The 23,655-nt window shown below is 72.2% G+C and carries 22 protein-coding genes; 13 read left to right on the plus strand and 9 right to left on the minus strand.

The window, feature by feature from the left end:
* Positions 1-42 precede the first annotated feature (42 nt).
* A complete protein-coding gene (locus ACIBG7_RS21435) occupies positions 43-1,416 on the minus strand; it encodes a hypothetical protein (protein ID WP_397337347.1) in 1,374 nt (457 codons plus the stop codon).
* 229 nt (positions 1,417-1,645) lie between these two features.
* On the opposite strand from ACIBG7_RS21435, the gene ACIBG7_RS21440 reads away from it, so the two are divergent.
* Together ACIBG7_RS21440 and ACIBG7_RS21445 are read left to right on the plus strand one after the other, a co-directional pair.
* The gene (locus tag ACIBG7_RS21440) at positions 1,646-3,871 is read left to right on the plus strand and encodes a thiamine pyrophosphate-dependent enzyme (protein WP_357920575.1); all 2,226 of its coding nucleotides are present in this window, start codon (positions 1,646-1,648) and stop codon (positions 3,869-3,871) included.
* Between the two features lie 270 nt (positions 3,872-4,141).
* Complete coding sequence (locus ACIBG7_RS21445) at positions 4,142-4,795, plus strand: DUF4352 domain-containing protein (protein WP_397337348.1); 654 nt, start codon at positions 4,142-4,144, stop codon at positions 4,793-4,795.
* Here ACIBG7_RS21445 and ACIBG7_RS21450 read toward each other — a convergent pair.
* The 3 genes from ACIBG7_RS21450 to ACIBG7_RS21460 are packed head-to-tail and all read right to left on the minus strand — an operon-like array spanning position 4,790 to position 7,265.
* Complete coding sequence (locus ACIBG7_RS21450) at positions 4,790-5,914, minus strand: magnesium and cobalt transport protein CorA (protein ID WP_357920581.1); 1,125 nt, start codon at positions 5,912-5,914, stop codon at positions 4,790-4,792. The genes ACIBG7_RS21445 and ACIBG7_RS21450 overlap by 6 nt on opposite strands.
* Complete coding sequence (locus tag ACIBG7_RS21455; RefSeq protein WP_357920584.1) at positions 5,902-6,378, minus strand: nuclear transport factor 2 family protein; 477 nt, start codon at positions 6,376-6,378, stop codon at positions 5,902-5,904. The genes ACIBG7_RS21450 and ACIBG7_RS21455 overlap by 13 nt, the downstream gene beginning before the upstream one ends.
* 8 nt (positions 6,379-6,386) lie before the next feature.
* The gene (locus ACIBG7_RS21460; protein WP_397337349.1) at positions 6,387-7,265 is read right to left on the minus strand and encodes an amidohydrolase family protein; all 879 of its coding nucleotides are present in this window, start codon (positions 7,263-7,265) and stop codon (positions 6,387-6,389) included.
* Positions 7,266-7,299: 34 nt separating this feature from the next.
* On the opposite strand from ACIBG7_RS21460, the gene ACIBG7_RS21465 reads away from it, so the two are divergent.
* Both ACIBG7_RS21465 and ACIBG7_RS21470 read left to right on the plus strand, forming a co-directional pair.
* The gene (locus tag ACIBG7_RS21465; protein WP_357920588.1) at positions 7,300-8,019 is read left to right on the plus strand and encodes a M50 family metallopeptidase; all 720 of its coding nucleotides are present in this window, start codon (positions 7,300-7,302) and stop codon (positions 8,017-8,019) included.
* Positions 8,020-8,114: 95 nt separating this feature from the next.
* Complete coding sequence (locus ACIBG7_RS21470) at positions 8,115-10,370, plus strand: protein kinase (protein ID WP_397337350.1); 2,256 nt, start codon at positions 8,115-8,117, stop codon at positions 10,368-10,370.
* Between the two features lie 159 nt (positions 10,371-10,529).
* Here the strand turns inward: ACIBG7_RS21470 and ACIBG7_RS21475 are convergent, their stop codons facing one another.
* From ACIBG7_RS21475 to ACIBG7_RS21495, 5 genes are all read right to left on the minus strand, one after another.
* Positions 10,530-11,927: an MFS transporter gene (locus ACIBG7_RS21475; RefSeq protein ID WP_397337351.1), complete on the minus strand. Its 1,398-nt coding sequence runs from the start codon at positions 11,925-11,927 to the stop codon at positions 10,530-10,532.
* Positions 11,924-12,595, minus strand: coding sequence for a GntR family transcriptional regulator (locus ACIBG7_RS21480; RefSeq protein ID WP_397337352.1), 672 nt, complete (start codon positions 12,593-12,595; stop codon positions 11,924-11,926). Before ACIBG7_RS21480 ends, ACIBG7_RS21475 begins: the two co-directional genes overlap by 4 nt.
* 98 nt (positions 12,596-12,693) lie before the next feature.
* A complete protein-coding gene (locus ACIBG7_RS21485; protein WP_357920599.1) occupies positions 12,694-13,668 on the minus strand; it encodes an LLM class flavin-dependent oxidoreductase in 975 nt (324 codons plus the stop codon).
* A 99-nt stretch (positions 13,669-13,767) separates the two neighbouring features.
* Positions 13,768-15,129, minus strand: a complete 1,362-nt coding sequence (locus tag ACIBG7_RS21490; RefSeq protein ID WP_357920602.1) for a dihydroorotase family protein — start codon at positions 15,127-15,129, stop codon at positions 13,768-13,770.
* Positions 15,119-16,048 carry an alpha/beta hydrolase gene (locus ACIBG7_RS21495; RefSeq protein WP_397337353.1) on the minus strand — a complete coding sequence of 310 codons (930 nt, stop codon included), beginning with the start codon at positions 16,046-16,048 and terminating at the stop codon, positions 15,119-15,121. Before ACIBG7_RS21495 ends, ACIBG7_RS21490 begins: the two co-directional genes overlap by 11 nt.
* Positions 16,049-16,247: 199 nt before the next feature.
* Here ACIBG7_RS21495 and ACIBG7_RS21500 point away from each other — a divergent pair, with 199 nt between their 5' ends.
* The 9 genes from ACIBG7_RS21500 to ACIBG7_RS21540 all read left to right on the plus strand — a co-directional run bounded on the left by ACIBG7_RS21500 (position 16,248) and on the right by ACIBG7_RS21540 (position 23,650).
* The gene (locus ACIBG7_RS21500; RefSeq protein WP_357920608.1) at positions 16,248-17,018 is read left to right on the plus strand and encodes an ABC transporter ATP-binding protein; all 771 of its coding nucleotides are present in this window, start codon (positions 16,248-16,250) and stop codon (positions 17,016-17,018) included.
* A gap of 116 nt (positions 17,019-17,134) precedes the next feature.
* A complete protein-coding gene (locus tag ACIBG7_RS21505) occupies positions 17,135-17,875 on the plus strand; it encodes an ABC transporter permease (protein ID WP_357920611.1) in 741 nt (246 codons plus the stop codon).
* Positions 17,868-18,632 carry an ABC transporter permease gene (locus tag ACIBG7_RS21510; RefSeq protein WP_357920614.1) on the plus strand — a complete coding sequence of 255 codons (765 nt, stop codon included), beginning with the start codon at positions 17,868-17,870 and terminating at the stop codon, positions 18,630-18,632. The genes ACIBG7_RS21505 and ACIBG7_RS21510 overlap by 8 nt, the downstream gene beginning before the upstream one ends.
* On the plus strand, positions 18,629-19,621 hold the full coding sequence (locus ACIBG7_RS21515) for an ABC transporter substrate-binding protein (RefSeq protein ID WP_397337354.1): 993 nt from the start codon (positions 18,629-18,631) through the stop codon (positions 19,619-19,621). Before ACIBG7_RS21510 ends, ACIBG7_RS21515 begins: the two co-directional genes overlap by 4 nt.
* Positions 19,618-20,646 (plus strand): alcohol dehydrogenase catalytic domain-containing protein, encoded by a 1,029-nt coding sequence (locus tag ACIBG7_RS21520; protein WP_357920620.1) that lies wholly within the window; start codon positions 19,618-19,620, stop codon positions 20,644-20,646. The genes ACIBG7_RS21515 and ACIBG7_RS21520 overlap by 4 nt, the downstream gene beginning before the upstream one ends.
* Positions 20,643-21,710, plus strand: coding sequence for a CaiB/BaiF CoA transferase family protein (locus tag ACIBG7_RS21525; RefSeq protein ID WP_397337355.1), 1,068 nt, complete (start codon positions 20,643-20,645; stop codon positions 21,708-21,710). Before ACIBG7_RS21520 ends, ACIBG7_RS21525 begins: the two co-directional genes overlap by 4 nt.
* Positions 21,707-22,537 carry an amidohydrolase family protein gene (locus tag ACIBG7_RS21530; protein WP_357920626.1) on the plus strand — a complete coding sequence of 277 codons (831 nt, stop codon included), beginning with the start codon at positions 21,707-21,709 and terminating at the stop codon, positions 22,535-22,537. The genes ACIBG7_RS21525 and ACIBG7_RS21530 overlap by 4 nt, the downstream gene beginning before the upstream one ends.
* Positions 22,530-23,351, plus strand: a complete 822-nt coding sequence (locus ACIBG7_RS21535) for an extradiol ring-cleavage dioxygenase (RefSeq protein WP_397337356.1) — start codon at positions 22,530-22,532, stop codon at positions 23,349-23,351. The genes ACIBG7_RS21530 and ACIBG7_RS21535 overlap by 8 nt, the downstream gene beginning before the upstream one ends.
* Complete coding sequence (locus tag ACIBG7_RS21540; RefSeq protein WP_397337357.1) at positions 23,348-23,650, plus strand: hypothetical protein; 303 nt, start codon at positions 23,348-23,350, stop codon at positions 23,648-23,650. Before ACIBG7_RS21535 ends, ACIBG7_RS21540 begins: the two co-directional genes overlap by 4 nt.
* Positions 23,651-23,655: the final 5 nt, after the last annotated feature.

Genomic DNA, 23,655 nt, shown 5'->3' on the forward strand with positions numbered 1-23,655 from the left:
AGGGAGCCTCCCCGGGCGGGGAGGCTCCCTTCGGTCATGCGGTTACTTCTTGACCTTCACGTAGTCCTTGCGGCTGCTGTCGGCCTTGGCGTCGGAGTCACCGCGGAAGTAGAACTTCCAGTAACCCGAGGTCGAGGCCTTCACCTTGGTGTGCAGGTAGCCGTTGTCGTTGGACCAGGTGGTCTTCACGAAGCGCCACTTGCCCTTGGACCACTTGTAGAGGCCGACCTGGGCCTCGTAGCCCTCCCAGCCGCCGTCGTTGACCAGCAGGCGGCCCTTGAAGTGCAGCCACTTGCCGCGCTTGACCGGCTCGGGGTAGGCGTTGAAGCTGACCAGCGAGCTGCTCAGCTTGTCCGGGGGCGGGGGCGGGGTGGGCCGCTCGACGCGGACCCAGTCGCCGGAGCTGGTCGAGCCGTCGACGCCGTGGGCGCCGGCGAAGACCGCGCGCCACCAGCCGGAGGTCACCGCGGTGGCGTCGGCGCCGTAGCGGCCGTGCCGTCCGGTGACCGCGCTGGTCACGTGCTCCCAGTGCCGCGAGCCGTCGGCGCGGAACTGGATGGACACGCGGTAGCCGCTGCGCCCGTCCCAGCCGTGGCCGCCGAGGACCTGCAGGGTGCCCTTGAAGTTGAGCTCGTCACCCTTGTCGACGGGCTCGGGGTAGGCGTCGAAGCTGAGCCGGCTCGGGCTGTCGGCCTGGCCGACCGAGACGCCGTCGCTATCGCTGACGGAGCCGTTGGCCTTGTCGTTGCCCAGGAACTCGGCCCGCCACCAGCCGGTGGTCTCGGCCTTCACCCGCGCGCGGAACCAGCCGTCACGGCCGGTCGTCGTGGTGGTGATGTGCGCGTAGGCGTCGGTGCCCTTGGCCCGGAAGGTGATCTTGACCGGCTGGCCCTCGTAGCCCTTCCAGCCGCTCCGCTCCAGCTTGAGCTGGCCCGAGGCGATGATGGTGCCGCCCTTGCGGACGGCGTCGGGGTCGGCGTCGAAGTCGACGATCTTCGTGTCGAGCTTGCTCTTCACCGTGACCTTGAAGGTCGCGGTGTTGGTGTTGTCGGCGATGCCGGACTTCCTGGCGGTGACCGCCACGGTCCAGTCGCCGGCGTTGTCGGCGTCGAAGACCGCGCTGGCCTTCCACGAGGTCTTGTCCCCGCTCGTGCCGGTCTTCGTCGGCCCACTGGCGTCGGCCGGGGATCCCGGGCCGGACCAGCGGATCGAGGCCGTGTCGTAGCCCACCGAGTCGAAGGTGACCGTCACCCGGCCGGGGGCGGCGGTGACGTCGAGGGTGTCGGGGCTCACCGACAGCTTCGACAACTCGGGATCGGGGGCGGCCGCTGCAGCGGCGCCCGCGGCAGGGGCCAGAGCTAAGGCTCCGGCGCCCACGGCGAGCGCTACGACGGCGGCCCGGATGCGATGAAACATCGAGGTTCCGTCCTTCCCTAGGGAAACTCCCGTTGGGTTGAACGCGGCATTGAGGGTGCCACGCTTTCTCGTACGCACGCGGCATTGAGGGTGCCACGCTCCTTCTAGTAGACGCGCGGGAGCCGGAAAAGGTTGAAAATCCTGACAACCTGTTATGGATCACGGTCAAATCCACCGGCCCGCAACATGTCACCTCGCGAGTAGCGTCCTGGGGGGCATAATCGGGCATGTGGCGCGCGACACTGTTGAGACACAGTTCATCCAGGCGGTTGAGGCGCTGAGCCCGGGCACCCCCCGGGACCCGGGGCGTCCGATCCGCGAGGGCACGACGCTCACCGGGCAACGGTGCCGTGAGCTGTATCGGCACCAGCTCGGCAGCCGGCTGCTCGACATCGCCGCCAGATGGCTGCGCGAGCAGGACGAGGGCTACTACACGATCGGCTCCTCGGGCCACGAGGGCAACGCGGCGGTCGCCGCGGCCGTGCGCGTGGACGACCCGGCCCTCCTGCACTACCGCTCCGGCGCCTTCTACCTGACCCGCTCGGCCCTGGCCGACCGCCTGCCCGAGCAGGGCCTGCGCGACGTGCTGCTGGGCCTGGTCGCCTCGACCGGCGAGCCGATCGCCGGCGGCCGGCACAAGGTCTTCGGCCACCCCGAGCTGTCGGTCATCCCGCAGACCTCGACCATCGCCAGCCACCTGCCCCGCGCGGTGGGCGTGGCCTTCGCCATCGAGCGCGAACGCGCGCTGCAGCTCGAGACGCCGCCCCGCTGGGGCGAGGACGCGATCGCGGTGTGCAGCTTCGGCGACGCCTCGCTCAACCACGCCAGCGCCCAGTCGGGGCTCAACACCGCCTCCTACGCGACCTACCAGGGCCAGGCGATGCCGATCCTGTTCGTCTGCGAGGACAACGGCATCGGCATCAGCGTCAAGACGCCCAAGGACTGGGTGCGCAACGCCAGCCGGCGGCCGGGCATCACCTACTTCGAGGCCGACGGCTGCGACCTGGCCGACGCCTACGACGCCGCGATGCGCGCCGCCGAGCACGTGCGCACCAGCCGCTCCCCCGCCTTCCTGCGGCTGTCCACGGTCCGGCTGATGGGGCACGCCGGCTCCGACGTCGAGTCGGCCTACCGTCCCGCCCGCGACATCCGCGCCGACCTGGCCCGCGACCCCCTGCTCGGCACGGCTCGCCTGCTGGTCGAGGCCGGCCTGGCCACCCCCGACGAACTGATCAAGATGTACGAGGCCGAGCGCGAGCTGGTGCTGCGCATGGCCGCCGAGGCCGCCCGCGGCCCGCGGCTGGGCAGCGCCGCCGAGGTGATGGCCCCGATCGCGCCACGCGACGCCGACCTCATCGCCAAGATCAGCCCGGTCGCCGCCGCCCCGGCCGCCCGGGAGAAGGCCTTCGGCGGCACGCTGCCCGAGCACGACAAGCCCGCCACGCTGGCCCAGGCGATCAACCGGACGCTCGCCGACGCGCTGGCCGTCTACCCCGACCTGATGGTCTTCGGCGAGGACGTGGCCAGGAAGGGCGGCGTCTACGGCATCACCCGCGGCCTGCAGAAGCGCTTCGGCGCCGGCCGGGTCTTCGACACCCACCTCGACGAGCAGGCCATCCTGGGCCTGGCGCTGGGCGCTGGCGTCACCGGCATGATCCCGGTGCCGGAGATCCAGTACCTCGCCTACCTGCACAACGCGCTCGACCAGATCCGCGGCGAGGCGGCGACGCTCTCCTTCTTCTCCCAGGGCGCCTACGTCAACCCGATGGTCGTGCGGGTGGCCGGGCTCGCCTACCAGAAGGGCTTCGGCGGGCACTTCCACAACGACAACGCCATCGGCGCGCTGCGCGACATCCCCGGCCTGGTCATCGCCGCGCCCGCCCGGCCCGACGACGCCTCGGCGATGATGCGCACCTGCCTGGCCGCCGCCCGCACCAGCGGCACGGTCAGCGTCTACCTGGAGCCGATCGCGCTCTACCACACGCGCGACCTGTTCGACGAGGGCGACGGCGGCTGGCTCGCGCCCTACGCCCCGCCCGCGCGGTGGAGCGAGACGCACGTGCCGATCGGCCGCGCCCGCTCCTACGGCGACGGCCGCGACCTGACCATCGTCACCTTCGGCAACGGGCTGCGGATGAGCCTGCGGGCCGCGGTACGGCTGACGCAGGAGGGCTACAGCTGCCGGGTGCTCGACCTGCGCTGGCTGGCGCCGCTGCCGATCGACGACCTGATGCGCTCGGCCGAGCTGACCGGCAAGGTGCTCATCGCCGACGAGACCCGCCGCTCGGCCGGCGTCTCGGAGGGCATCGTCGCCGAACTGCTCGACGCCGGGTTCACCGGCTCGCTGGCCCGGGTGACCTCCGCCGACAGCTTCATCCCGCTCGGCGGGGCGGCCGACCACGTGCTGCTGTCGGAGGAGCAGATCGAGGAGGCGGCCCGCAAGCTGCTCACCTGAGCCGGGCTGATGCTGGGCTGAGCGGGGCTCAGCCCAGCATCACCGCGAGGATGGCGGCGGCTCCCACGGCCAGCACGGCGAGAGCCGTCGTCACCGCGGTGGTCTGCTTGCCTGCGCGCATGGCGCTCCCCCTTGTCGTCACGCTCGGTAACGGTACGTGACCGGCGGGGGCGGTTCGCTTTCTTGACCATGGCTTTGAGCGCTGGCCCCGGGGATCTGGGGGTGTATATGATCTTTCGTTCCGGGCCGTCCCCCCGCTAGGAGCCCCTCGTGTCCCATCCCGGCCCGCCGCCGCACGAGCCGGGCGCCAACCTGACGCTGATCCTCCTGCTCGTGCTCGGCCTGCCGCTGCTACTCGGCGGCGCGGCCTACACGCTGTCGATCGTGCTGGACGAGCCACGGGTCGGCCAGGCCGTCGCCAACGGCTCCCCGTCCTCGTCCCCGTCGCTCTCCGGCCTGTACGCCCGGACGCCCTACGCCGGCTCGCCCGCGCCCGGGCAGCCGGTGGACGCCGTGGCGCTCGGCGAGACCCTCACCCTGGAGGGCGACAGCGCGAGCGTGCGGGTGTCGGTCACCGCCGGCCGGCTGCTGTCGAGCGTGACCCCCACCGACCCGCTCCTGCGGCCCGCCGCGGGCAACCGCCACGTCGCGGTCGAGCTGTCGGTGTCGAACGCCGGGACGAGCGCCTACACCGGCTTCCCGATCTCCAGCGCCGGCCTCACCGACCAGGACGGCCGGCAGTACCGGCCGGTGGCGGGCACCGTGCAGGAGGGGACCACCTTCGTCGGCCCGCTCACCGTCGCGCCGGGCGGCAGGAGCACGGGGCTGATCGTGTTCGAGCTGCCCGCGGCGGCGCAACCGGCGAGTTTCCAGTTCGCGGCGAGCCCGTCCGGCGGGCAGAAGGGCTCCTGGAGCCTGTCATAGCCAGTCGCGGCGCTTGAAGACCAGGTAGAGGATCACGCAGACGGTGCCCATGAGGAAGACCGCGAACGGGTAGCCCAGCGTCCAGTGCGTCTCGGGCATGAAGTCGAAGTTCATCCCGTAGATGGTGCCGACCAGGGTGGGCGCGAACAGGATGGCCGCCCAGGCGGAGATCTTCTTGACCTCCTCGCCCTGCTGGATGCTGGCCTGGGTCATCTTGGCCATCTCGTCGTTCTGCGCCTGGGTGACCAGGGTGGAGTTGACCACGAGGATGTCGTTGAGGTTCTGCCGGAAGTCGGCCACCCGCTCGGAGACGGTGATCGCGTGGTCGCTCACGTCGCGCAGATAGGAGCGCAGATCCTCGCCGGCGCCGAAGCGGCCGGCGTTGCGGATCAGGCCGTCGATCATGGGCACGAGCGGGCGGGTGGCGCGCTGGAACTCCAGCACCTCGACCGACAGCTCGTAGACGCGGCGGGAGACCGCGGGGTCGCCGCCGAAGACCTGGACCTCGATCTCGTCGATGTCCTTCTGCAGCCCGGCGACGACCGGGGCGTAGCCGTCGACGACGGCGTCGAGGATGGCGTAGAGCACGGCCTGCGGGCCCTCGCGCAGCAGCTCGGGGTCGGACTCCATGCGCCGCCGTACCACCGCCAGGTCGGGGGACTCGGCGTGCCGTACGGTGATCACGTAGTTGGGGCCGACGAAGACGTGGACCTCGCCGAAGGCGACCTCCTCCTCGGCGTCGAGGTAGCGCGCGGCGCGCAGCACGACGAAGAGGGTGTCGCCGTAGCGGTCGGCCTTCGGGCGCTGGTGGCCGACGATGGCGTCCTCCAGCGCCAGCTCGTGCAGGTCGAACTCCTCGGCGAGCTTGGCCAGCTCCCAGTCCTTCGGCCGGTAGAGCCCGATCCAGGCCATGCTGTCGGGGGTGGACTTGAGCTTCTCGAAGGCGTTGGCCAGCGAGCTGGGCGTCTCCACCCGGTAACCGTCGACGTAGAGGGCGTTGTCGAGGACGGTCGGCATCGCCGGAGGGCTGTCCTCCTCCTCGTCGGCGCGCGGGTCCATCGACTGCTCGGGCGGCTCGGACCGGACGCCGCCGCGCAGGAAGCCCTTCACCCTCGCCATGCGGCCTCTTCCAGCGCCTGCCGGGCCCGGTCGCGGATGGACTTGCGGAAGCCCGGCGTCCAGCCGAGGATCAGGCCGACCGGCCGGCCGAGCGCGCTGCGCGACCAGTGGCGGAAGTCGAACTCGTCGCGGTGGCGGACGATCAGCGAGTCGTCGAAGCGGAAGAAGGACTCGATGTGGTTGTCCACCTCGCGGCCGGTGCCGGTGAAGGTGTAGTGCGCGCTCCAGTGCGCGGTGGCGGTGTGGTCGTTCGTGGTCACGTCGTGGAAGTCGGCGCGCAGCCCGCCGCGCCCGCCCAGTTGCAGGGCCCACATCGCCATGACGCGGTCGCGGCCCTCGACGTCCTGGAAGACGGGGTCGGCGAAGCTCACCTCGGGGTGGTAGCAGCGCGCCATGGCGTCGAGGTCGCCCCGGCCCAACGCGTCGAAGAAGGCGCTCACGAGCGCCGCATGCTGGTCGTTCACGGTTCCTATCAGATCATGGCCGCACCGTTGTGCCAGCATACGGCCCTCAACCAGGCGTCACCCAGATCGAGCCGGTCAAGAGCCTGCAATTGGTGCGCATACGGATGCGGGATGGTCGGGAAGTCACTGCCGAGCACCACCTTCCCCGCCAGACCCAGCTCAAGCAGGGCCGGGCGCAGCGCGGCCGGGAAGGGCATGCCGAGCTCGGCGAAGTCGGTGAAGGTCATCGTGGTGTCGAGCACGACCCGCGGATAGCGCTCGGCGAGGGCCAGGAAGTCCCCGTACTCCGGCATGCCGAGATGGGCGATGACCACGCGCGACGCCGGATGGCGGCGCAGCACCCGCTCGATCGGCTCGACGCCCACGTAGCCGCCGGGCACCGGCACCGAGCTGGCGTGCACCACGATCGGCAGGCCGCGCTCGGCCAGCTCCGCCCAGACGGGATCGAGCTCGGGCACGCCCGGGTCGAAGCCGCCGACCTGGAGGTGCAGCTTGAAGATGCGCGCGCCCGCGTCGAGCGCCTCCCGGACGTAGTCCAGGACGCCGGGTTCGGGATAGAAGGTGGCGGACGGCAGGCAGCCGGGCGTGCGGCGGGCGAAGTCCAGGGTCCAGGCGTTGAGGTCGGCGGCCATGCCCGGCCGGTGCGCGTACGGCAGGGCGGTGAAGGTCCGCACGCCCAGCTCGCGCAGCCGCGCCACCCGGTCGGCGACCGGCCACTCGTAGGTGATCTTCCAGCCGTCGCCCATGAGCGGGCCGCCGTGCCGGAAGTGATGCCAGACGCGGCGTTCCATCCGCTCCGGCAGGAAATGGGTGTGCAGGTCGATGAGGCCCGGAAGGCCCAGCGCGGCCCACCACGCGGGGACGTCAGAATCATGTTCTAGAGCCACGGCAAAGACTCTAGCGGGATAAGGTCATTTCTCGATGGACAAGCTCTGGGCCTATCTCACCGCGGCGCAAGACGCCCCTCCCGCGTGGGTCGCGCTCGTCGCGGCGCTGGCCGCACTCATCCTGGTCGGCACCCGCGCCACCTGGCCGCTGTCCCGGGGGCTGATCACCATCGCCCACGAGGGCGGCCACGCGCTCGCCGCCCTGCTGACCAGGCGCAAGCTGCAGGGCATCCGGCTGCACTCCGACACCTCCGGCGTCACGCTGACCCGCGGCCGGCCCAACGGGCCCGGCATGGTCCTGACCGCCCTCGCCGGGTACATCGCCCCCTCGCTGCTCGGCCTGGCCGCCGCCTGGCTGACCGCCCAGGGGCGGATCACCCTGCTGTTCTGGGCGGTCCTGCTCTTCCTGACCTGCATGCTCCTGCTCATCCGCAACCTGTACGGCGGGCTGATCCTGCTGGTCACCGGCGGGGCGGTCTTCGCGCTGTCGATGTACCTGCCCGAGCAGGGCCAGCAGTTCGCCGCCCACCTCGGCGTCTGGTTCCTGCTCTTCGGCGGCGTCCGGCCGATCCTGGAGCTGCAACGCAAGCGCCGCCGCCATCAGGCGCCCGACTCCGACGCCGACCAGCTCGCGCGGCTCACCTTCCTGCCGGGCGGCTTCTACGTGCTGTTCTTCCTGCTCGTCTCCGGCGTGGCGGTCGCGGGCGGCGGCTGGCTCATGATCCGCCCGGCGCTCGCCGCGCTCGTGGGCTGAGGTCACAAATACCCCGACACACCCTGCGACTTCGGAAATCACACTAAACTCGCCGCGACACGGGGAGCACGGGGGAGTGTGGGGCAGTGCAGCCAGTGGACGACGCACCCGGCTACCGGGTGCTCGACGAGGCCGGGCGTGGCGGGTTCGCCGTCGTGTACCGCGCCTACCAGGAACGCCTCGACCGCCTCGTCGCGCTCAAGGTGCTCTCGGTCGACCGGGTCGACCAGCGCACCATGCGGCGTTTCCAGCGCGAACTCCAGCTCACCGGGCGGCTCACCGGGCACCCGAACGTGGTCACCGTCTTCGACACCGGCTCCACCCGGTCCGGCAAGCCGTACATCGCGATGGACTACTTCGAGAACGGCTCCCTGCGCGACCGGATCACCCGCGACGGGCCCTTCCCCCTGGCCGACGTCCTGCGCGCCGGCGTCAAGCTGGCCGGCGCGCTGGCCGCCGTGCACGAGGCGGGCGTCCTGCACGGGGACATCAAGCCGCAGAACATCCTCATCTCGCGGTACGGCGAGCCGGCCATCGCCGACTTCGGCGTGGCCCGGGTCGTCGACTCCTCCGAGATCTCGGCCACCGCGCACGCCTTCACCCCGCTGCACGCCGCTCCCGAGGTCCTCAGCGGGCAGCCGCACACCGCCTCCACCGACATCTACTCCCTCGGGTCCACGCTCTACCACCTGCTGGCCGGCAAGCCCGCCTTCCACAGCCCTACCGATCCGTCGATCGCGCCGCTGATGTTCCGGGTGCTGTCCAACGAGCCGCCGCCCATCAACCGGGCGGACGTGCCGGGGGTGGTGGTCGAGGTCGTGCTGCGGGCCATGGCCAAGAAGCCGCACGAACGGTACGGCACGGCGCGGGCCCTGGCTCAGCGGCTGCAGGAGGTCCAGGCCGAGCTCGGCCTCCCCGTCACCGACCTCATCGCCCCCGACCCGGGCCCGGCCACCCCCACCATCCCCCGCGCCGGCTCGGGGGGTCAGGGGGTGGGCGGGCCTGGCTTCGGTGGACCGGGTGGCCAAGGGGTCGGTGGACCCGGATCGGGAGGTCCGGAGGTCGGCGGGCCCGGCTTCGGTGGGCCAGGTGGGCCGGGGGTTGGCGGGTCGGGTTTCGGTGGGTCGGATCCGTTTTCGGGGGCGGCTGGGTTTCCGGTTACCGGGTCCCCCGCGCCCAGGCCCGTGGGTCCGTCGGGGGCGACCGGGCCGAGCATGAGCTCGCCCTTCGCGCCGCCCGAGCCGTTCGGCGGGGCGCCGGGGGCGTTCGGGCAGGTGCCCGGCGCTCCGGTGGACGGCGGTGGGCCAGGCGGCGGGGTCCGGGAGTCGGCCCACGCCCGCTCCCCCGAGGCGGCCGACCGCTGGCGCTCCCTCGACCAGCCCGACACTCCCCCATCCACCCCCACCACACAGCCACCGCACTCCCAGGCACCCCAGCCGCCGGCCCCGACCCGGGCGGCCCACTCCGGGTCCCCGGCCTCAGCCCTGCCCGCCACCTCGGGCCCGCCTTATTCGGCCCAGCCAGGCCACGCGGGGCCCCAGCCTCCGGCCCAGCCACCACACTCGGGACCCTCGGCTTCGGGCCAGCTACCCCACTCGGGACCCTCGGCCTCGGGCCAGCCACCACACTCGGGACCCTCGGCTTCGGGTCAGCCGACCGCTGCCCGGCCGAGCCACGCGGCCGGTGGAGGGGTGCCGGGCGAGTGGGCTGCCGGGGGGCCGGTCGCTGCGTCCGCGGGGCCGGGCGGGTGGGCGCGCGGAGGGCCGGATGGGAGGCCGGTGGGCTCCACTGGGCTGCCGGCGGGGGCGCCTGTGCCGCCGGGGGTGCCCACGTTGAGCCGGGCCGCGGCCGGTACGGCGAAGCAAGGTGGTGGCAAGGGCAAGGTGATCGCCGGAGTGGCCGCACTCGTGGTGGCGGTGGTCGGGGTGGCTGTGGCGGTGTTCGTCCTGCGCCAAGCCGACCCGGCGGGCACGGGGACGCAGGCCACAGGAACCCAGGCGCCGGCCAAGGAGGAGCAGCGGGCCACTCCGCCCCCGGTGGACGAGAAGGCCCTGGCCGCCCTGCGTCCACGGCAGGTGAAGGTGACGGCCGACCAGGGCGTGACGGTGACCCTGCGGTGGAAGCTGCCCGCCGAGGCCAGGCGGTACCCGCTGGTCATCCAGCGCGCCCCGGCGGACGGCCAGCAGCCGCTGACCCCGCTGGAGCCGGGCACGACGACGGCCAGGGTGGTGGGGCTGGCGCGGGACACCGGCTACTGCTTCCTGATCGGGGTGCCGTTGCAGATCTCGGAGGCGAGCACGGTGGCCTGGTCGGAGCCGGTGTGCATCCGAGGAGCCGTCCCGAGCAACTGACCCGCCCACCGGTGGATCCAGCGGACGGTCCCGAGCACCCGTCCCCCGTTACAGCCAGAGAGTGGTCCCGTCCGGTGAAAGGTCCGAGCAACCGACCCGCGCTCGCCCAGCCGGGAGCGGGCCGCGCACCCCTGAGCGGTCCGAACTGGGAGGGCGGGGCTACTGCGGCCGGTTTCTCGGGATGATCAAAACCGCGGCCACACCGAGCGCGGTGATCACGAGCATGCCCAGGAAGACGTGGTGCACCGCGTCCGCGAGGGCCTGCCGTACCGAATCGAGGCCCTCGCCGCCCCGCTCAAGGGCTCGGGCGGCCTCGTCCACGGAGCCGTGGCCGTCGAGGCGGGCGGCGAGGGTGGAGTTGGCGACGGTGGCCAGGATGGCCGCACCGAGCGCACCGCCACCGATACGGAAGAAGATGACACCCCCAGTGACCACCCCGCGGCGGTCCCAGCCGACGGTGTTCTGGGCGCCGACCAGCATGCTGACCGAGACCAGCCCCAGCCCGGCCCCGTTGACGAAGGCACAGACGCCCATGTACAGGACGCTGGGCACCATGACGGAGAAGCCGATCGCGGAGACGCCGATGAGGGTGAGGCCGACCAGGGCGGTGTCGCGGAAGCCGTACTTGAGGTAGAGCCGGGCCGACAGGCTCACCGAGATGGGCCAGCCGATGGACTGGACGGCCAGGGCGAAGCCGGCGGCGACGGCGCTCGCGCCGAGCACGCCCTGGGCATAGGTGGGCAGGTAGACCGAGGGCCCGACCAGCACCATGCCGACGACGGCGCTGCCGAGGAAGGAGCCGAGCAGCACGCGGTCACGCCAGACCCACGGCGGGATCAGCGGCTCGGCCGCCTTCCGCTCCCACCAGGCGAAGCCGCCCAGCACGAGGACGCCGACCGCGATCAGCCACCAGGCCGCCTGCTGCAGGCCGAGCATGACGGCGACCACGCCACCGGCCAGCAGCACCGCGCCCAGCACGTCCACCCGGCCGGGCTTGCGCTCGACCTGTTCGCGGAAGTACACGGAGATCATCACGATCGCCGCGACGCCCACGGGCAGGTTGAGCAGGAAGATCCACCGCCAGCTCGCCAGCTCCGACAGCACGCCGCCGACGGCCGGGCCGACCAGGGCCGAGACGCCCCACACCGAGGAGAGCAGTCCGGCGATCTTGCCGCGTTCCTCCAGCGGGTAGAGGTCGGCGGCGATCACCTGCACGATCGACTGGATCGCCCCCGCGCCCACCCCCTGCACGACGCGGGCGGCGATGAGGACCGGCATGCTCCACGCCACCCCGGCCAGGAGCGAGCCGGCCAGGAAGATGGCCATGCCGAGCGCCAGCATGGGCCGGCGGCCGAACTGGTCGGCCAGCTTGCCGTAGATGGGCGTGCAGACCGCCTGGGCCAGCATGTAGCCGGCGATGACCCAGGCGAACAGCGAGAACTGGCCGAGGTCGCGGACGATGGCGGGCACCGCGGTGGCGACGATGGTGCCGTCGATGGCGGCCAGCGCCATCGACATCATCAGCCCGGCGGCGACCGGTCCGCGCCTGCCGCTCACGAGGACTTGCGGCGGCGCGGGCGGGTGACCGGCGCGGTCTCGGCCTCCTCCGACAGCACCGCGATGATCCGGTGCGCCACGATGGCGAGGTGTTCCTCCAGGTGGCTGACCGCGGCGTCGGTGTCGCCGCGGGCGGCGAGCTTGGCCAGCTCGCGGTGGCCGCCCTGGTCGTGGCCGACGCGCAGGCCCAGCAGGTAGCTGCCGACCGAGTTGCGCAGGTCCTCGATGATGCCGACGGCCACCGGGTTCTCGGCGGCGTCGTAGAGCTCGCGGTAGAAGTCGGCCCGCTCCTCGGCCAGCGAGGAGCTGTCGTGCGGCTCGTCGAGCGCGGTGCCGAGCTCGCGCAGCCGGGCCGCGCGGGCCGAGGTCATCCGGGCGATCGACTTGCGCAGCGCGTGCGACTCCAGCAGCACGCGCAGCTCGTAGATCTCCCGGACCTGCTCGACGGTGAGGGTGCGGACGACGGCGCCACGATGCGGGTGGAAGGAGACCAGCCCTTCCGCCTCCAGTTGCATCAGCGCGGTGCGCACCGGGATGCGCGAGACGCCCAGCCGCTCGGCGAGCTCCTCCTGGCGAAGGTGCTCGCCGGGAGCCATGACCCCGGTGATGATGCACTCGCGAATGACGTCGTAGGCCATCTGCCCGACGGTTTTGTATCCAGCGGACATGCGGGCGACAACTCCGTCGAGCGAGGGCGTGGTCGCGGTATCCACTCCCTGTTCCTCCCCCTTGGATCCCTCGTGTGGATCCAATCCTGGCACAGCTCTCAGCGCAGTCGGGGCAGCACCTGGGTCCCGAGCAGATCGATCACCTCGAACCAGCGCGGGAAGGAGAAGCGGAAGTCGAAGACGAGGTGCTCGACGCCGACCGCCTCGAACTTCTTGACCTCCTCGACCACCTGGTCCGGGTCGCCCACGATGAGCTGGCCCTCCAGGTCCTCGACGGTCTCGAAGCGGCCGGAGGGCGGCTTGACGGCGAACTTGGCCTTGTTCGCCCAGGCCAGCAGGCCGGGGATGTTGACGTCCTTGAGCGCCTCGGCGCGCGTCTCGGCGATGGAGGTGGGCGGGATGACCGCGACGGTGGGGACCTTGCGGCCCCGCTCCTCCGACAGCTCGCGCATGGTCGCCACCCGCTTGGCGATGCCGCCCAGCGAGATGCGGCCCGGCATCCAGCCGTCGGCGAACTCGACCGCCAGGCGGGCACTGCGCGGGGTGGCTCCGCAGTACCAGAAGGGCACCGGGCCGCCGAGCGGCTTGGGCTCGATGCTCACGTCGGTGAAGGTGAAGTTCTCGTCGGTGTAGGAGACCTCGTTCTCCAGGGCGACCTTGCGCAGGATGTGCGCGTTGCTGCGCACCAGCGAGACCCGGTCGCGGTCGCCCCAGCCGATGGCGTCGAACTCGTGCTGGAAGGTGCCCGCGCCGAAGCCCAGGATCAGCCGGTCGCCGACGAGTTGCGTCATGGTGCCGATCTGCAGGGCGGTGGTCAGGGGGTGCCGGAACGGGATCAGCGAGCCGGTGCCCAGCTTGATCCGGCTGGTCACCGCGCCGATCGCGGTCAACGTGGTCAGCGCGTCGTAGAACTCGCGGTTGGGTGACTCCATCTCGCCGTGCGGCTCGAAGACCAGGTGGTCGCGCACCCACACCGAGTCGAAGCCCAGTTCCTCCGCGCGTTGCGAGCCGCGCAGCAGGCGGTCCCGGTCGGCGAACTCCCCGAAGTGCGGCAGCAACAGGCCGAATTCCATGACAGGTTTCCTCTCAGTTCCCAAGCGAGCCGGTTGTCACGCGAGCCAGTTGTCACGCGAGCCGGTTCTCGAGCGGCCGGTTCTCGAGCGGGCCGGTTGTCACGCGAGTCGGCCGTGGCCGGGCGTGCCGGTCACCCGGCCGTCGCCGAAGACCTCCACGCCGCGCACGAAGGTCCGCTCGATCCGCACGCCGCACTCCACCCCGTCGTACGGTGTCCAGCCGACCTTGGACAGCACGCCGGCCTCGGTGATCGTCCACGGCGCGGCGGGATCGGCGATCACCACGTCGGCGTCGCGGCCGGGCAGCAGCGCGCCCTTGGTCGCGGCCAGCCCGAAGTGCCGGGCGGGCGCCTCGGCGGCCATCTCGACCACCCGGCGCAAGCTGATCTCGCCCCGGCCGGCGGCGTCCAGGAGCAGCGGGTAGAAGTACTGGATGCCCGGCGTGCCGGTGTGCGAGCTCCACATCCTGGTCCAGCCGATCTCCTTCTCCTCGCGCGTGTGCGGCGCGTGGTCGGAGGCGGCCACGTCGATGGTGCCGTCGCGCATGCCTTCCCAGACCGCCGCGCGGGCGTCGTCCGGCACCCAGTACGACAGCGCGTACGGCCCGAGCCGCTCGACGTGCTCCCACCGGGACAGGAACGGCATCCAGTGGTTGACCTCGCAGGTCACGTCCACGCCGCGCGCCTTGGCCCGCCGTACCGCCTCGACCGAGCGGCGGGTCTGCATGTGGGCCAGATGCACCGGGCAGCCGGAGGCCTCGGCCAGGCGGAGCACCACGTCGATGGCGGTGTCCCAGATGACGCCCTCGCGCTCGGCGTAGGCGGTGGCGTAGGCCTGCGGGGTGTTCTCGCCCCGCCGCAGGTAGGCGCCCTCGATGTAGTCCATGAGCGCCTGGTCGTGCGGGTGGATGATGAAGCGTTTGCCGGTGGCGGCGATGGTGTCCATCATCCGCAGCAGGTCGCCGTGGTCGTGCATGCCGGTGCCGGCCGGGTGCGGGTAGGTGCGGCCGGTGTCGACGACCATGTAGACCTTGAAGGCCCTGATGCCCATCGCGGCCAGCTTCGGCGCCTGGTCGGCGAGGGTGGCGGCGGGGTTGTGGTTGTAGTCGACGATCGAACTGGCCGCGTAGCGGGCGAAGACGTCCTCGAGGGTCTCGACGGTGGTCGTCGGCGGATCGAGGTTGGGCATGCCGAAGATCGTCGTCACGCCGCCGGCCGCCGCCTGCCGCGTGGTGGTGAGGATGTCCTCCTTGTGGGTGAAGCCGGGCTCGCGGGTGTGCACGTGCACGTCGACCATGCCGGGCAGCACCAGCCGGCCGGTGGCGTCGACGACCCGGCCCTCGCTCGGCACCTCGCGGCCGACCAGCCCGGCGATCTTGCCGCCGGCGACGAGCAGGTCGGCGTCGAGCTCACCGGCGGGGGTGACGACGGTGCCGCCGGCGATCCTCAGGTCAACCGGCATCGATCCTGCTCTCTCCGGAGGGGGTGGTGACGACCAGGCCGGCCGGGCCGAGGTGGCGGTCGAACCAGTCGACGATCCGCGGGGTGACCTGGGTCCAGTAGCGGTCGTAGGCGGCGTAGTGCGTGGTGTGCCGCTGCATGATCAGCTCGCGCGGGCCCCTGGCCGCGGCGTAGATCTGCTCGGCGTGGTCGGTGGGCGTGGTGGCGTCGTTCTCGATGCCGATGACCAGCAGCGGCGTGCGCAGGTCGGCGGCGGCCGGCCGGTAGGCCAGGATCTCCTCCACCGCGGGGGCGAAGGCGACCGCGGTCGGGATGCGGTCGTCCACGTCGGCCTTGACCGTGGTGGCGCGGCGCTCCTTGGTCGGCACCATGATCTCCTCGCGCGGGTGGACGAGGCGGCCCTTGCCGGTCAGCACGCGCTCGCGCCGGTCGGCCTCGACGGCGGCGAGGAAGTCGAGCCACTCGTACTCGCTGCGCATCCGGTGCAGCCAGTCGGCGCCGTCGGCGACCGGGAGCTGGCTGACCGCGGCGCGCACCCGCCGGTCGGCGGCGGCCAGCAGGACGGCGTTGCCGCCGCCGGTGCCGCCGCTGCCGAAGACGCCGATGCCGTCCGGCAGCACGTCGTCGCGGCTGGTCAGATAGGTGACCGCGGACCGCAGGTCCTGGAGCTGGCGGGCCGGCGACAGGACCGACCGGTCGCCCTCGGAGCCGCCGAAGCCGCGGTAGTCGAAGACCAGGACGGCGAAACCGGCCGCGGTCAGTGCCTCGTGATATCGGACGTAGAGCTTGGCGTCCTTCAGTCCCAGCCAGCCCGGCCCCTGCACGATCGCCCGGTACGGCCCGGCGCCCTCGTCGGGGGTGCGCCACAGGGCGCTGATCCGGTCGCCGTCGCTGTACCAGCCCACCTCTTCGGTACGCATACACCTTCCCTGGACCCGTCGTGCAGGCCCCCGGCGGGCCTGCGGACCCCAGCGTGAACTTTGTATCCAATCTTGTCAATGCCCGGCGAAAGAGTGATCGTTCCGGCTGACGGAACCGCCGTTATGCCAGGAAATTTCGGCCCTTGACCCTGATTTTGATCGATGAATAATGTAGCCATCTCTGCGAACGGGAGCGTGTATGGCGAACGAGCCGATCATCCGGATCCGCGACCTTTCGGTCAGCTATCACGTCGCCAGAACGGGCAACCGGCTCACCGCGGTCCGGGACATAGACCTGGACGTCATGGAGGGCGAGTTCCTGACCGTCCTGGGGCCCAGCGGCTGCGGCAAGACCACGGTGCTCAACTGCGTCGCCGGGCTGGTCACCCCGACCACCGGGACGATCGTCGCCGACGGCCGCCCGGTCACCGGCCCCGGACCCGACCGCGCGGTGGTCTTCCAGGACTACGCGCTGCTGCCCTGGCGCAGCGTCGCCGACAACGTGCGGTTCGGGCTGGAGATGCAGCCGCGGCTCAAGGAGTCGGCCGCCGAGCGGGTGCGGGAGGCGATCGAGCTGGTCGGCCTGACCGGCTTCGAGCACGCCTACCCGCGCGAGCTGTCCGGCGGCATGCAGCAGCGCGCCGGCCTGGCCAGGGCCCTGGTCGCCGATCCGCGCATCCTGCTGATGGACGAGCCGCTCGGCGCGGTGGACGCGCTGACCCGCGAGGTCATGCGCAACGAGCTGGAGCGCATCATCGAGGCCACCGGCAAGACGGTCGTGTTCATCACGCACAGCATCGACGAGGCCATCCAGCTCGGTGACCGGATCGCCGTCTTCAGCTCCCACCCGGGCCGGATCCGCGAGCTCGTCCCGGTCGAGGCCGGCCGCTCCCACGACGAGCTGCGCCGCCACCTGTGGGAGCTGCTGGAGTCCGACGCCCGGCTCGCCGCCCGCGGGGCCACCGAATGAGCCCCCGCCCTGCCGGTTCCCCGGAGGCCGCGCCCGCTCCGGCCCTCCGGCCTCCCCCGGCCGCCGGACCCCCGCGGCGAAAGGGCGAGAGCCGGTGGAGACGGCACCGGGCGCCCTTGATCGCCCTGGTCGACCTCGTCGTCTTCCTCCTGCTGTGGCACCTGGCCACCGAGGTGCTGGGGCTGGTCAACCGGGTCTTCTTCCCCAGCCCCGGCGACGTCGTCCAGGCCCTGGCCGGCCTGGCCGCCAGCGGCGAGCTGGCCACCCACCTGTCCACCAGCGCCGCCAACTGGGCCGTCGGCTACGGGCTGGGCTCGGTCGCCGGCATCGTCACCGGCCTGGTCACCGGCACCTCCCGCTGGGCCAACCGGCTGGTGATGCCGCTGCTGTGGTCGCTCTGGGCCACCCCGCTGATCGCGCTGCAGCCGACCCTGACCGCCTGGCTCGACTACGGCGACGGCCCGATCATCGTGCTGGTCTTCCTGAGCACGATGATCCCGGTGGCGCTCAACACCGCCACCGGCGCCACCCAGACCGGCGAGTCCCTGCTGCGGGCCGGCCGCGTCTTCGGGGCGAGCCGGCTGCGGCTCTACCTGAAGATCCGCCTGCCGTGGGCGGTGCCGTACATCATCGGGGGCCTGCGATTGGCGGTGCCGACCAGCATGATCGGCCTGCTGGTCGGTGAGATGGTCGGCTCGCCCAGCGGCATCGGCTCGGTGATCGTCAACGCCACCTCCCGCTTCCGCACCGGCGAGGCCTTCGCCGCGATCGCCGTCTACGTCCTGCTCTCCGTCGTGCTGGTGCGGGTCCTCGACCTGGCCGAGCGGCGGACCGGCGCCTGGAGGAGCGGTGCGTGAGCTCAAGCGCTGGGCCGTGGCCCTGGAGGTCGTGGCCCTGTTCGCCGCCTGGGAGCTGGCGATCAGCGTCTTCCACCTGGCCAGCGAGAAGTTCGTGCCGCCGCCGAGCGCGATCTGGCAGTCCTTCGTCGCCATGGCCGCCGACGGCACGCTCGCCCCGCACGCCTGGTTCAGCACGCAGAACGCGGTCATCGGGTTCGTGCTGGCGGTGGTGGCCGGGGTCGGCTGCGGCCTGGCGCTGGGCAGCTCGCGGCTGGTCAGCGAGGTGGCCGGGCCGCCGTTCTGGACCGCGTACGCGATGCCCAGGATCGCCTTCCAGCCGCTGCTGGTGCTCTGGCTCGGCTTCGGGGCCGCGCCGAAGATCCTGATCATCTTCCTCATGGCGGTCTTCCCGATCGCGATCAACACCATGGACGGCATCCGCGCCGTCGAGCCCTCGCTGGTCAGGGCGGCCCGGGTGTACGGCGCCGGCCGCCTCCAGGTCTTCGTCAAGGTCCAGCTCTGGGCGGCGCTCCCGCTGATCCTCACCGGGATCCGGATGGGCGTGGCCCGGGCCATGGTCGGGATCGTGGTCGGCGAGTTCATCGGGGGCAGCCAGGGCCTCGGCTACCTGATCTTCCGCAGGTCGGCCGACTTCGACCTGGCCTCGGCGCTGGCGCTCACCCTGTCGCTGGTCGTCATCGCCAATCTGCTGATGGCGCTGGTGAGCCTGGCTCGCCGGATCGCCGCCCCCTGGTACGCCGAAGGAGTGCGATGAAACGTGTAGTGCTGGCGCTGTTCCTGGTGGCCGGGTGCTCCGGCGCCCCGGCCGAGACGCCGAAGCCCGTGGCGACCGGCGCGATCGGCGCCCCCGAGAAGACCACGGTCAAGATCGGCATGCGGCTGCCCAACCTCGACACCAACGCCCCGATCGAGATCGCCCTCGACAAGGGCTTCTACCGGGAGGAGGGGCTGACCGTCGAGCGGGTCGAGGTGCAGTCGATCCGGGAGGGCCTGGTCGGAGGCAGCCTCGACTTCGGGGCGGAGGCCGCGCCCGACGTGGTGGCCGCCGCGCAGGCGGGCACCGGGCTGACCATCGTGGCCGGGTACCGCAACCGCGAGCCGTTCGTGGTGGCGGTGCAGCCGGAGATCGCCTCGCCGCAGGACCTGGCCGGCAAGCCGGTGCTGCTCGGCGCCAACCCCGGAACGATCGAGTACGACGTGCGGATGAGCCTGCTCAAGGAGGCCGGCTTCGACCTGACCGGGGTGGCGATCAAGCCGGTCAACCTGCCGGGCGGCTCGAACGCCTGGGTCGAGCAGTTCAAGCAGAAGAAGCTGGCCGCCACGGTGATCTTCCCCCGGCACAAGAGCCTCGTGCAGGGCCGGCTCGTGCTCGACGTGATGAAGGAATGGCCCAACGACAGCCTGAGCGCGACCCGCGATTTCGTGGAGCGGAACCCGAACACCACCGCCCGCTTCATCCGGGCCACACTGAAGGCGATGAAGATCTTCAAGGATCCTTCGCAGCAGGCCTACGTCCAGCGGATGATGAAGGCCAAGGGCTTCACGGTCACCCCGGTCGACGAGCGGCCCGAGGTCTACGCCAACGGCCCGGCGCTCTACGACGAGGACATGGGACTCAACCCCAAGGGCTTCGAGGAGCTGCTGGCCGTCCTGAAGCTGCCGCCCGCGCCGTTCGACTCCTTCACCTCGCTCGGCCAGCTCCACCGGGCGCAGGACGCCCTCGGCCTGAGCAAGCGCCCATGAGGGCGGCCCGGTTCCACGGCGGCGGGGTGCTGCGCGTGGAGGAGTGCGCGCGGCCCGAGCCCGGACCCGGCGAGGTGCTGGTCGAGGTGCACGCGGTCGGCGTCAACCAGCTCGAACGGCAGATCATGGCCGGCTCGCCGCTGGGCGGCGCGGTCAAGCTGCCCCGCACGGTCGGGCTCGACCCGGCGGGCGTGATCGTCTCCGGGGAGCGGGCCGGGCAGCGGGTCGCGGTCAAGCCGAACGTGCCGTGCGGGGACTGCGCGTTCTGTACGGCGGGGCACGAGGCCGACTGCCCGCGCCAGCAGGTCGTCGGCATCCATCGCGACGGCGGCGCGGCGGGCTACGTGGCGGTGCCGGAGGCCGTGGCGTTCGACGTCGGGGAGATCCCGTTCGCCGAGGCCGCGGCGGCGGTGCACAGCGTGCCGATCGCGCTGCACATGATCCGGCGTGCGCTCGGCCCGGCGGCCGGGACGCCGGACGCGCTGGCCGGCCGTACCGTCCTGGTGACCGGGGCGACCGGCGCGCTGGGCTGCGCGGCGGTGCAGGTGGCGGCGGCGATGGGCGCGACGGTGCTGGCCGGGGTGCTGGAGGGCGAGCCGGCGGCGGGCCTGCCCGCCCTCGGCGCGACGGAGGTGCTCAGCTACCCCCTCGGCCCCGAGCAGGGGCCCGCGCTGGCCAAGGCGTTACGTGAGCCACCGGACCTGATCGTCGACGCCACCGGCTCCGGCGACCTGATCGCCGCCGAGCTGGAGGCGGTCGCCTGGGCGGGCAGCGTGGTCGTCGCCGCCGCCCTGCCGGGCTCGCGCTTCACCGTCGACACCCGCGCGTTCTACACCCGCCGCATCACCCTGTACGGCTGCGCCGCGGCCGACTACGCCGACGTGCGCGACGGCCTCGACCTGGTCGCCCGCGGCCTGGTCCGCCCGCCGGTGGCGGCCCGGCTGCCGCTGGCGGAGGTCGGCGAGGCCTTCGCCATGGCCGGTCGCCGCGACCACCTCGGCAAGATCATCCTGGAGGTTCGATGAAGGAGGCCACGCCGCTCGGCGGGCTGCGGGTGGTCGAGGCCGGCCAGTACATCTCCGCGCCGTACGCCGGCAAGCTCCTGGCCGACCTGGGCGCGGAGGTGGTGAAGGTGGAGCCGCCGGGCGGCGACCCGATGCGCCGCTGGCAGGGCTCCGGCTCGATGAGCCCGCAGTTCGCCGCCTACAACCGGCGCAAGCGCCTGGTGACGCTCGACCTGAAGGACCCGGCCGGGCTGGCGGAGCTCCTGGAGCTGGTCGCGGGCGCGGACGTGCTGATCGAGAACTTCCGTCCCGGCGTCGCCGACCGGCTGGGCTTCGGCTGGGCGTTGCTGAAGGAGCGCGAGCCGCAGCTCGTCTACTGCTCGATCACCGGCTTCGGCCCGAGCGGCCCGTACGCCCGGCGCCCCGCCTACGACACGATCATCTCGGCGGTCGGCGGCCTCTACGGCCACCTGGTCGACCTGGCCGACCCGCGGCCGATCGGCCCGGCCTTCTCCGACCTGCTGTCCGGCATGTCCGCCACCCAGGGCATCCTGGCCGCCCTGCACGCGCGCACCGCGAGCGGCCGGGGCCAGCGGGTGGAGGTGTCGATGCTCGGCGCGGTCACCGACTTCCTGACCGAGGCGATCGGCACCTACCTGGCGACCGGCTCGGTGCCCGCGCCCGGCACGCGAGCCGCCCGCGCGCAGGCCTTCGGCGTGGTCGGCTCCGACGGGCTGCCGTTCGTGGTGCACCTGTCGGTGCCGGAGAAGTTCTGGACCGCGCTGCTCGGCGTGCTGGAACTGGCCGAGGAGCCGCGCTTCGCCAGCCGGGAGCTGCGTCACCGGCACTACGTCGAACTGGAGGAGGCGCTGCGCGCCGAGTTCGCCAAGCGCCCGCGCGACGAGTGGTTCGAGCGCCTGGCCGCCGCCGACATCCCGCACGGACCGCTCAACACCGTCGCCGACCTGGTCCAGGACCCGCAGGCCAACCACCTGGGCCTGATCGGCGAGCAGGCGACGCGGCCCGGCACCCGCTTCAGCGATCACCACGGGCGGCTGCCCCGGCCCAGGGAGGAGCGGCTGTGAAGGCCGTCGACGTGCACACCCACCCGCAGACCGAGGAGTTCCTCGCCGCGATGGGGCAACGGCGGGCCCAGATGGGCAGCCACTTCGGCAAGGAGCGCCGGCCGGTCTCCTTCGCCGCCCAGGCCGACCTCTACCGCGAGCGCGACATGATGGCGGTGATCGTCAACTCGGCGGGCCTTCCGGAGCTCAACGACGCGCTCGGCCGGGCCCAGTCCGCCCACCCCGACGTCTTCCTGGCCTTCTGCGGAGTGGATCCGCACGACGTGCCCGGCGCGATCGCCGAGGTGCGCCGCTGCCACGCCGAGTACGGCGCGCGCGGCGTGGGCGAGCTGAACCCCGGCCGCCAGGCCTTCCGCCCCAACGACGAGCGGCTCTACCCGCTGTGGGAGGTCTGCGCCGAGCTCGGGATGCCGGTCATGTTCCACGGCGGCTTCCTCGGCGCGGGCGCGGGCACCCCCGGCGGCATGGGCTACAAGCTGGAGCACGCCCGGCCGATCCCCTACCTCGACGACGTCGCCGCCGACTTCCCGGAGCTGACGGTGATCGCCGCGCACCCGGCCTGGCCCTGGCACCTGGACAACCTGGCCGCCTGCTGGCACAAGGCCAACTACTACATCGACCTGTCGGGCTGGGCGCCGCGCTACTGGCCCGCCGAGGTGACGCACTACGCCAACTCGATCATCACCGGGCGGGTGCTGTTCGGCACCGACTGGCCCGTGCTCGGCCCCGACCGGTGGATCGCGGAGTTCGAGGAGCTCGGCTTCAAGGCCGAGTCGCGGCAGCGGATCATGCTCGACAACGCCAGGGAGCTGTTCGGTCTTGGCTGAGCTCGTCGGCGTCTACGGGAGCACGCACAACCCCCTGCTGTGGCGGGCGCGCGGGCAGGACCTGGACAGCACCCGGGCCGGGTTCGACCGGCTCCGGGACCGGCTGGCGCGGGCCCGGCCCGACGTGCTGGTGGTGGTGGCGACCGACCATCTGACGCAGTGGTTCTACGACAACATGCCCGCCTTCCTGGTCGGCAAGGCCGAGCACATCCCGGCCACGTTCTGGAACGAGGAACGCGAGTTCGGCCTGCCGTACCGGGAGCTGGCCGGGGACGTGGCGCTGGCCCGTGACCTGCTGGGCGGCGGGATCGAGCGCGGGGTGGACTTCGCCGCCTCCGACGCCTTCCGCGCCGACCACAGCGTCCTGCTTCCGCTGCTGTACCTGACGCCGGAGCTGGACGTCCCGGTCGTGCCGGTCTTCACCAACTGCATGGCGCCGCCGCTGCCGGGCGCGGCGCGCTTCTTCCAGGTCGGGCAGGTGCTGCGGCAGGCGATCGAGGACTCGCCGCTGGAGCGGCGGGTCGCGGTGATCGCCAGCGGGCACCTGGCGACCGAGGTGGGCGGGCCGCGGCACTTCGCCGGCTCGCCCGATCCCGGCTTCGACGAGCGGGCGGTGACGTGGCTGGCCGAGGGCCGGGTGGACGAGGCGCTCGCCGCGCTCACCTACGACCGGCTGCGCGAGGCCGGGAACGTCAGCCACCAGTTCCTCAACTTCCTGGTCGCCATGGGGGTGGCGGACGGCAGGCCGGCCGTGCACGCCGAGGGCGCCCGGTCCCGCTTCGCCACCTCGCCCTTCTTCGAGTGGGAGCCATGAGCAGGTACGGGATCAACGCCTTCCTTCGGGAGATCAACATGGCGGCCGCGGCGCACCGGGCCTACGTCGCCGATCCCGCGGGGTATGCGGCGGAATGGGCGGGGGCGCCGCTCACGCCGGAGGAGCGGGCGGCACTGCAGCGGCGTGACTTCGGTGCGCTCTACGGCTTCGGGGCGCATCCGTACCTGCTGTGGAGCTTCACCGAGGCGGTGTGGGTGCCGGAGATCAGCCGGGCCGAGCTGGTCGAGCGGTTCCGGCGGGAGTCGGCGGCGCACGGCTATCCGGACGTGGCGACCTAGCCGGG

Source organism: Nonomuraea sp. NPDC050328, assembly GCF_044459405.1.
Taxonomy (GTDB): domain Bacteria; phylum Actinomycetota; class Actinomycetes; order Streptosporangiales; family Streptosporangiaceae; genus Nonomuraea.

What these genes read in the sequence shown, in the direction of transcription:
- ACIBG7_RS21480 (WP_397337352.1), bottom strand. Translation starts at nt 12,595, where the DNA reads ATGTCCGCTGGATACAAAACCGTCGGGCAGATGGCCTACGACGTCATT.
- ACIBG7_RS21500 (WP_357920608.1), top strand. Translation starts at nt 16,248, where the DNA reads ATGGCGAACGAGCCGATCATCCGGATCCGCGACCTTTCGGTCAGCTAT.
- ACIBG7_RS21490 (WP_357920602.1), bottom strand. Translation starts at nt 15,129, where the DNA reads ATGCCGGTTGACCTGAGGATCGCCGGCGGCACCGTCGTCACCCCCGCC.
- ACIBG7_RS21465 (WP_357920588.1), top strand. Translation starts at nt 7,300, where the DNA reads ATGGACAAGCTCTGGGCCTATCTCACCGCGGCGCAAGACGCCCCTCCC.
- ACIBG7_RS21515 (WP_397337354.1), top strand. Translation starts at nt 18,629, where the DNA reads ATGAAACGTGTAGTGCTGGCGCTGTTCCTGGTGGCCGGGTGCTCCGGC.
- ACIBG7_RS21525 (WP_397337355.1), top strand. Translation starts at nt 20,643, where the DNA reads ATGAAGGAGGCCACGCCGCTCGGCGGGCTGCGGGTGGTCGAGGCCGGC.
- ACIBG7_RS21520 (WP_357920620.1), top strand. Translation starts at nt 19,618, where the DNA reads ATGAGGGCGGCCCGGTTCCACGGCGGCGGGGTGCTGCGCGTGGAGGAG.
- ACIBG7_RS21450 (WP_357920581.1), bottom strand. Translation starts at nt 5,914, where the DNA reads ATGGCGAGGGTGAAGGGCTTCCTGCGCGGCGGCGTCCGGTCCGAGCCG.
- ACIBG7_RS21540 (WP_397337357.1), top strand. Translation starts at nt 23,348, where the DNA reads ATGAGCAGGTACGGGATCAACGCCTTCCTTCGGGAGATCAACATGGCG.
- ACIBG7_RS21495 (WP_397337353.1), bottom strand. Translation starts at nt 16,048, where the DNA reads ATGCGTACCGAAGAGGTGGGCTGGTACAGCGACGGCGACCGGATCAGC.
- ACIBG7_RS21485 (WP_357920599.1), bottom strand. Translation starts at nt 13,668, where the DNA reads ATGGAATTCGGCCTGTTGCTGCCGCACTTCGGGGAGTTCGCCGACCGG.
- ACIBG7_RS21435 (WP_397337347.1), bottom strand. Translation starts at nt 1,416, where the DNA reads ATGTTTCATCGCATCCGGGCCGCCGTCGTAGCGCTCGCCGTGGGCGCC.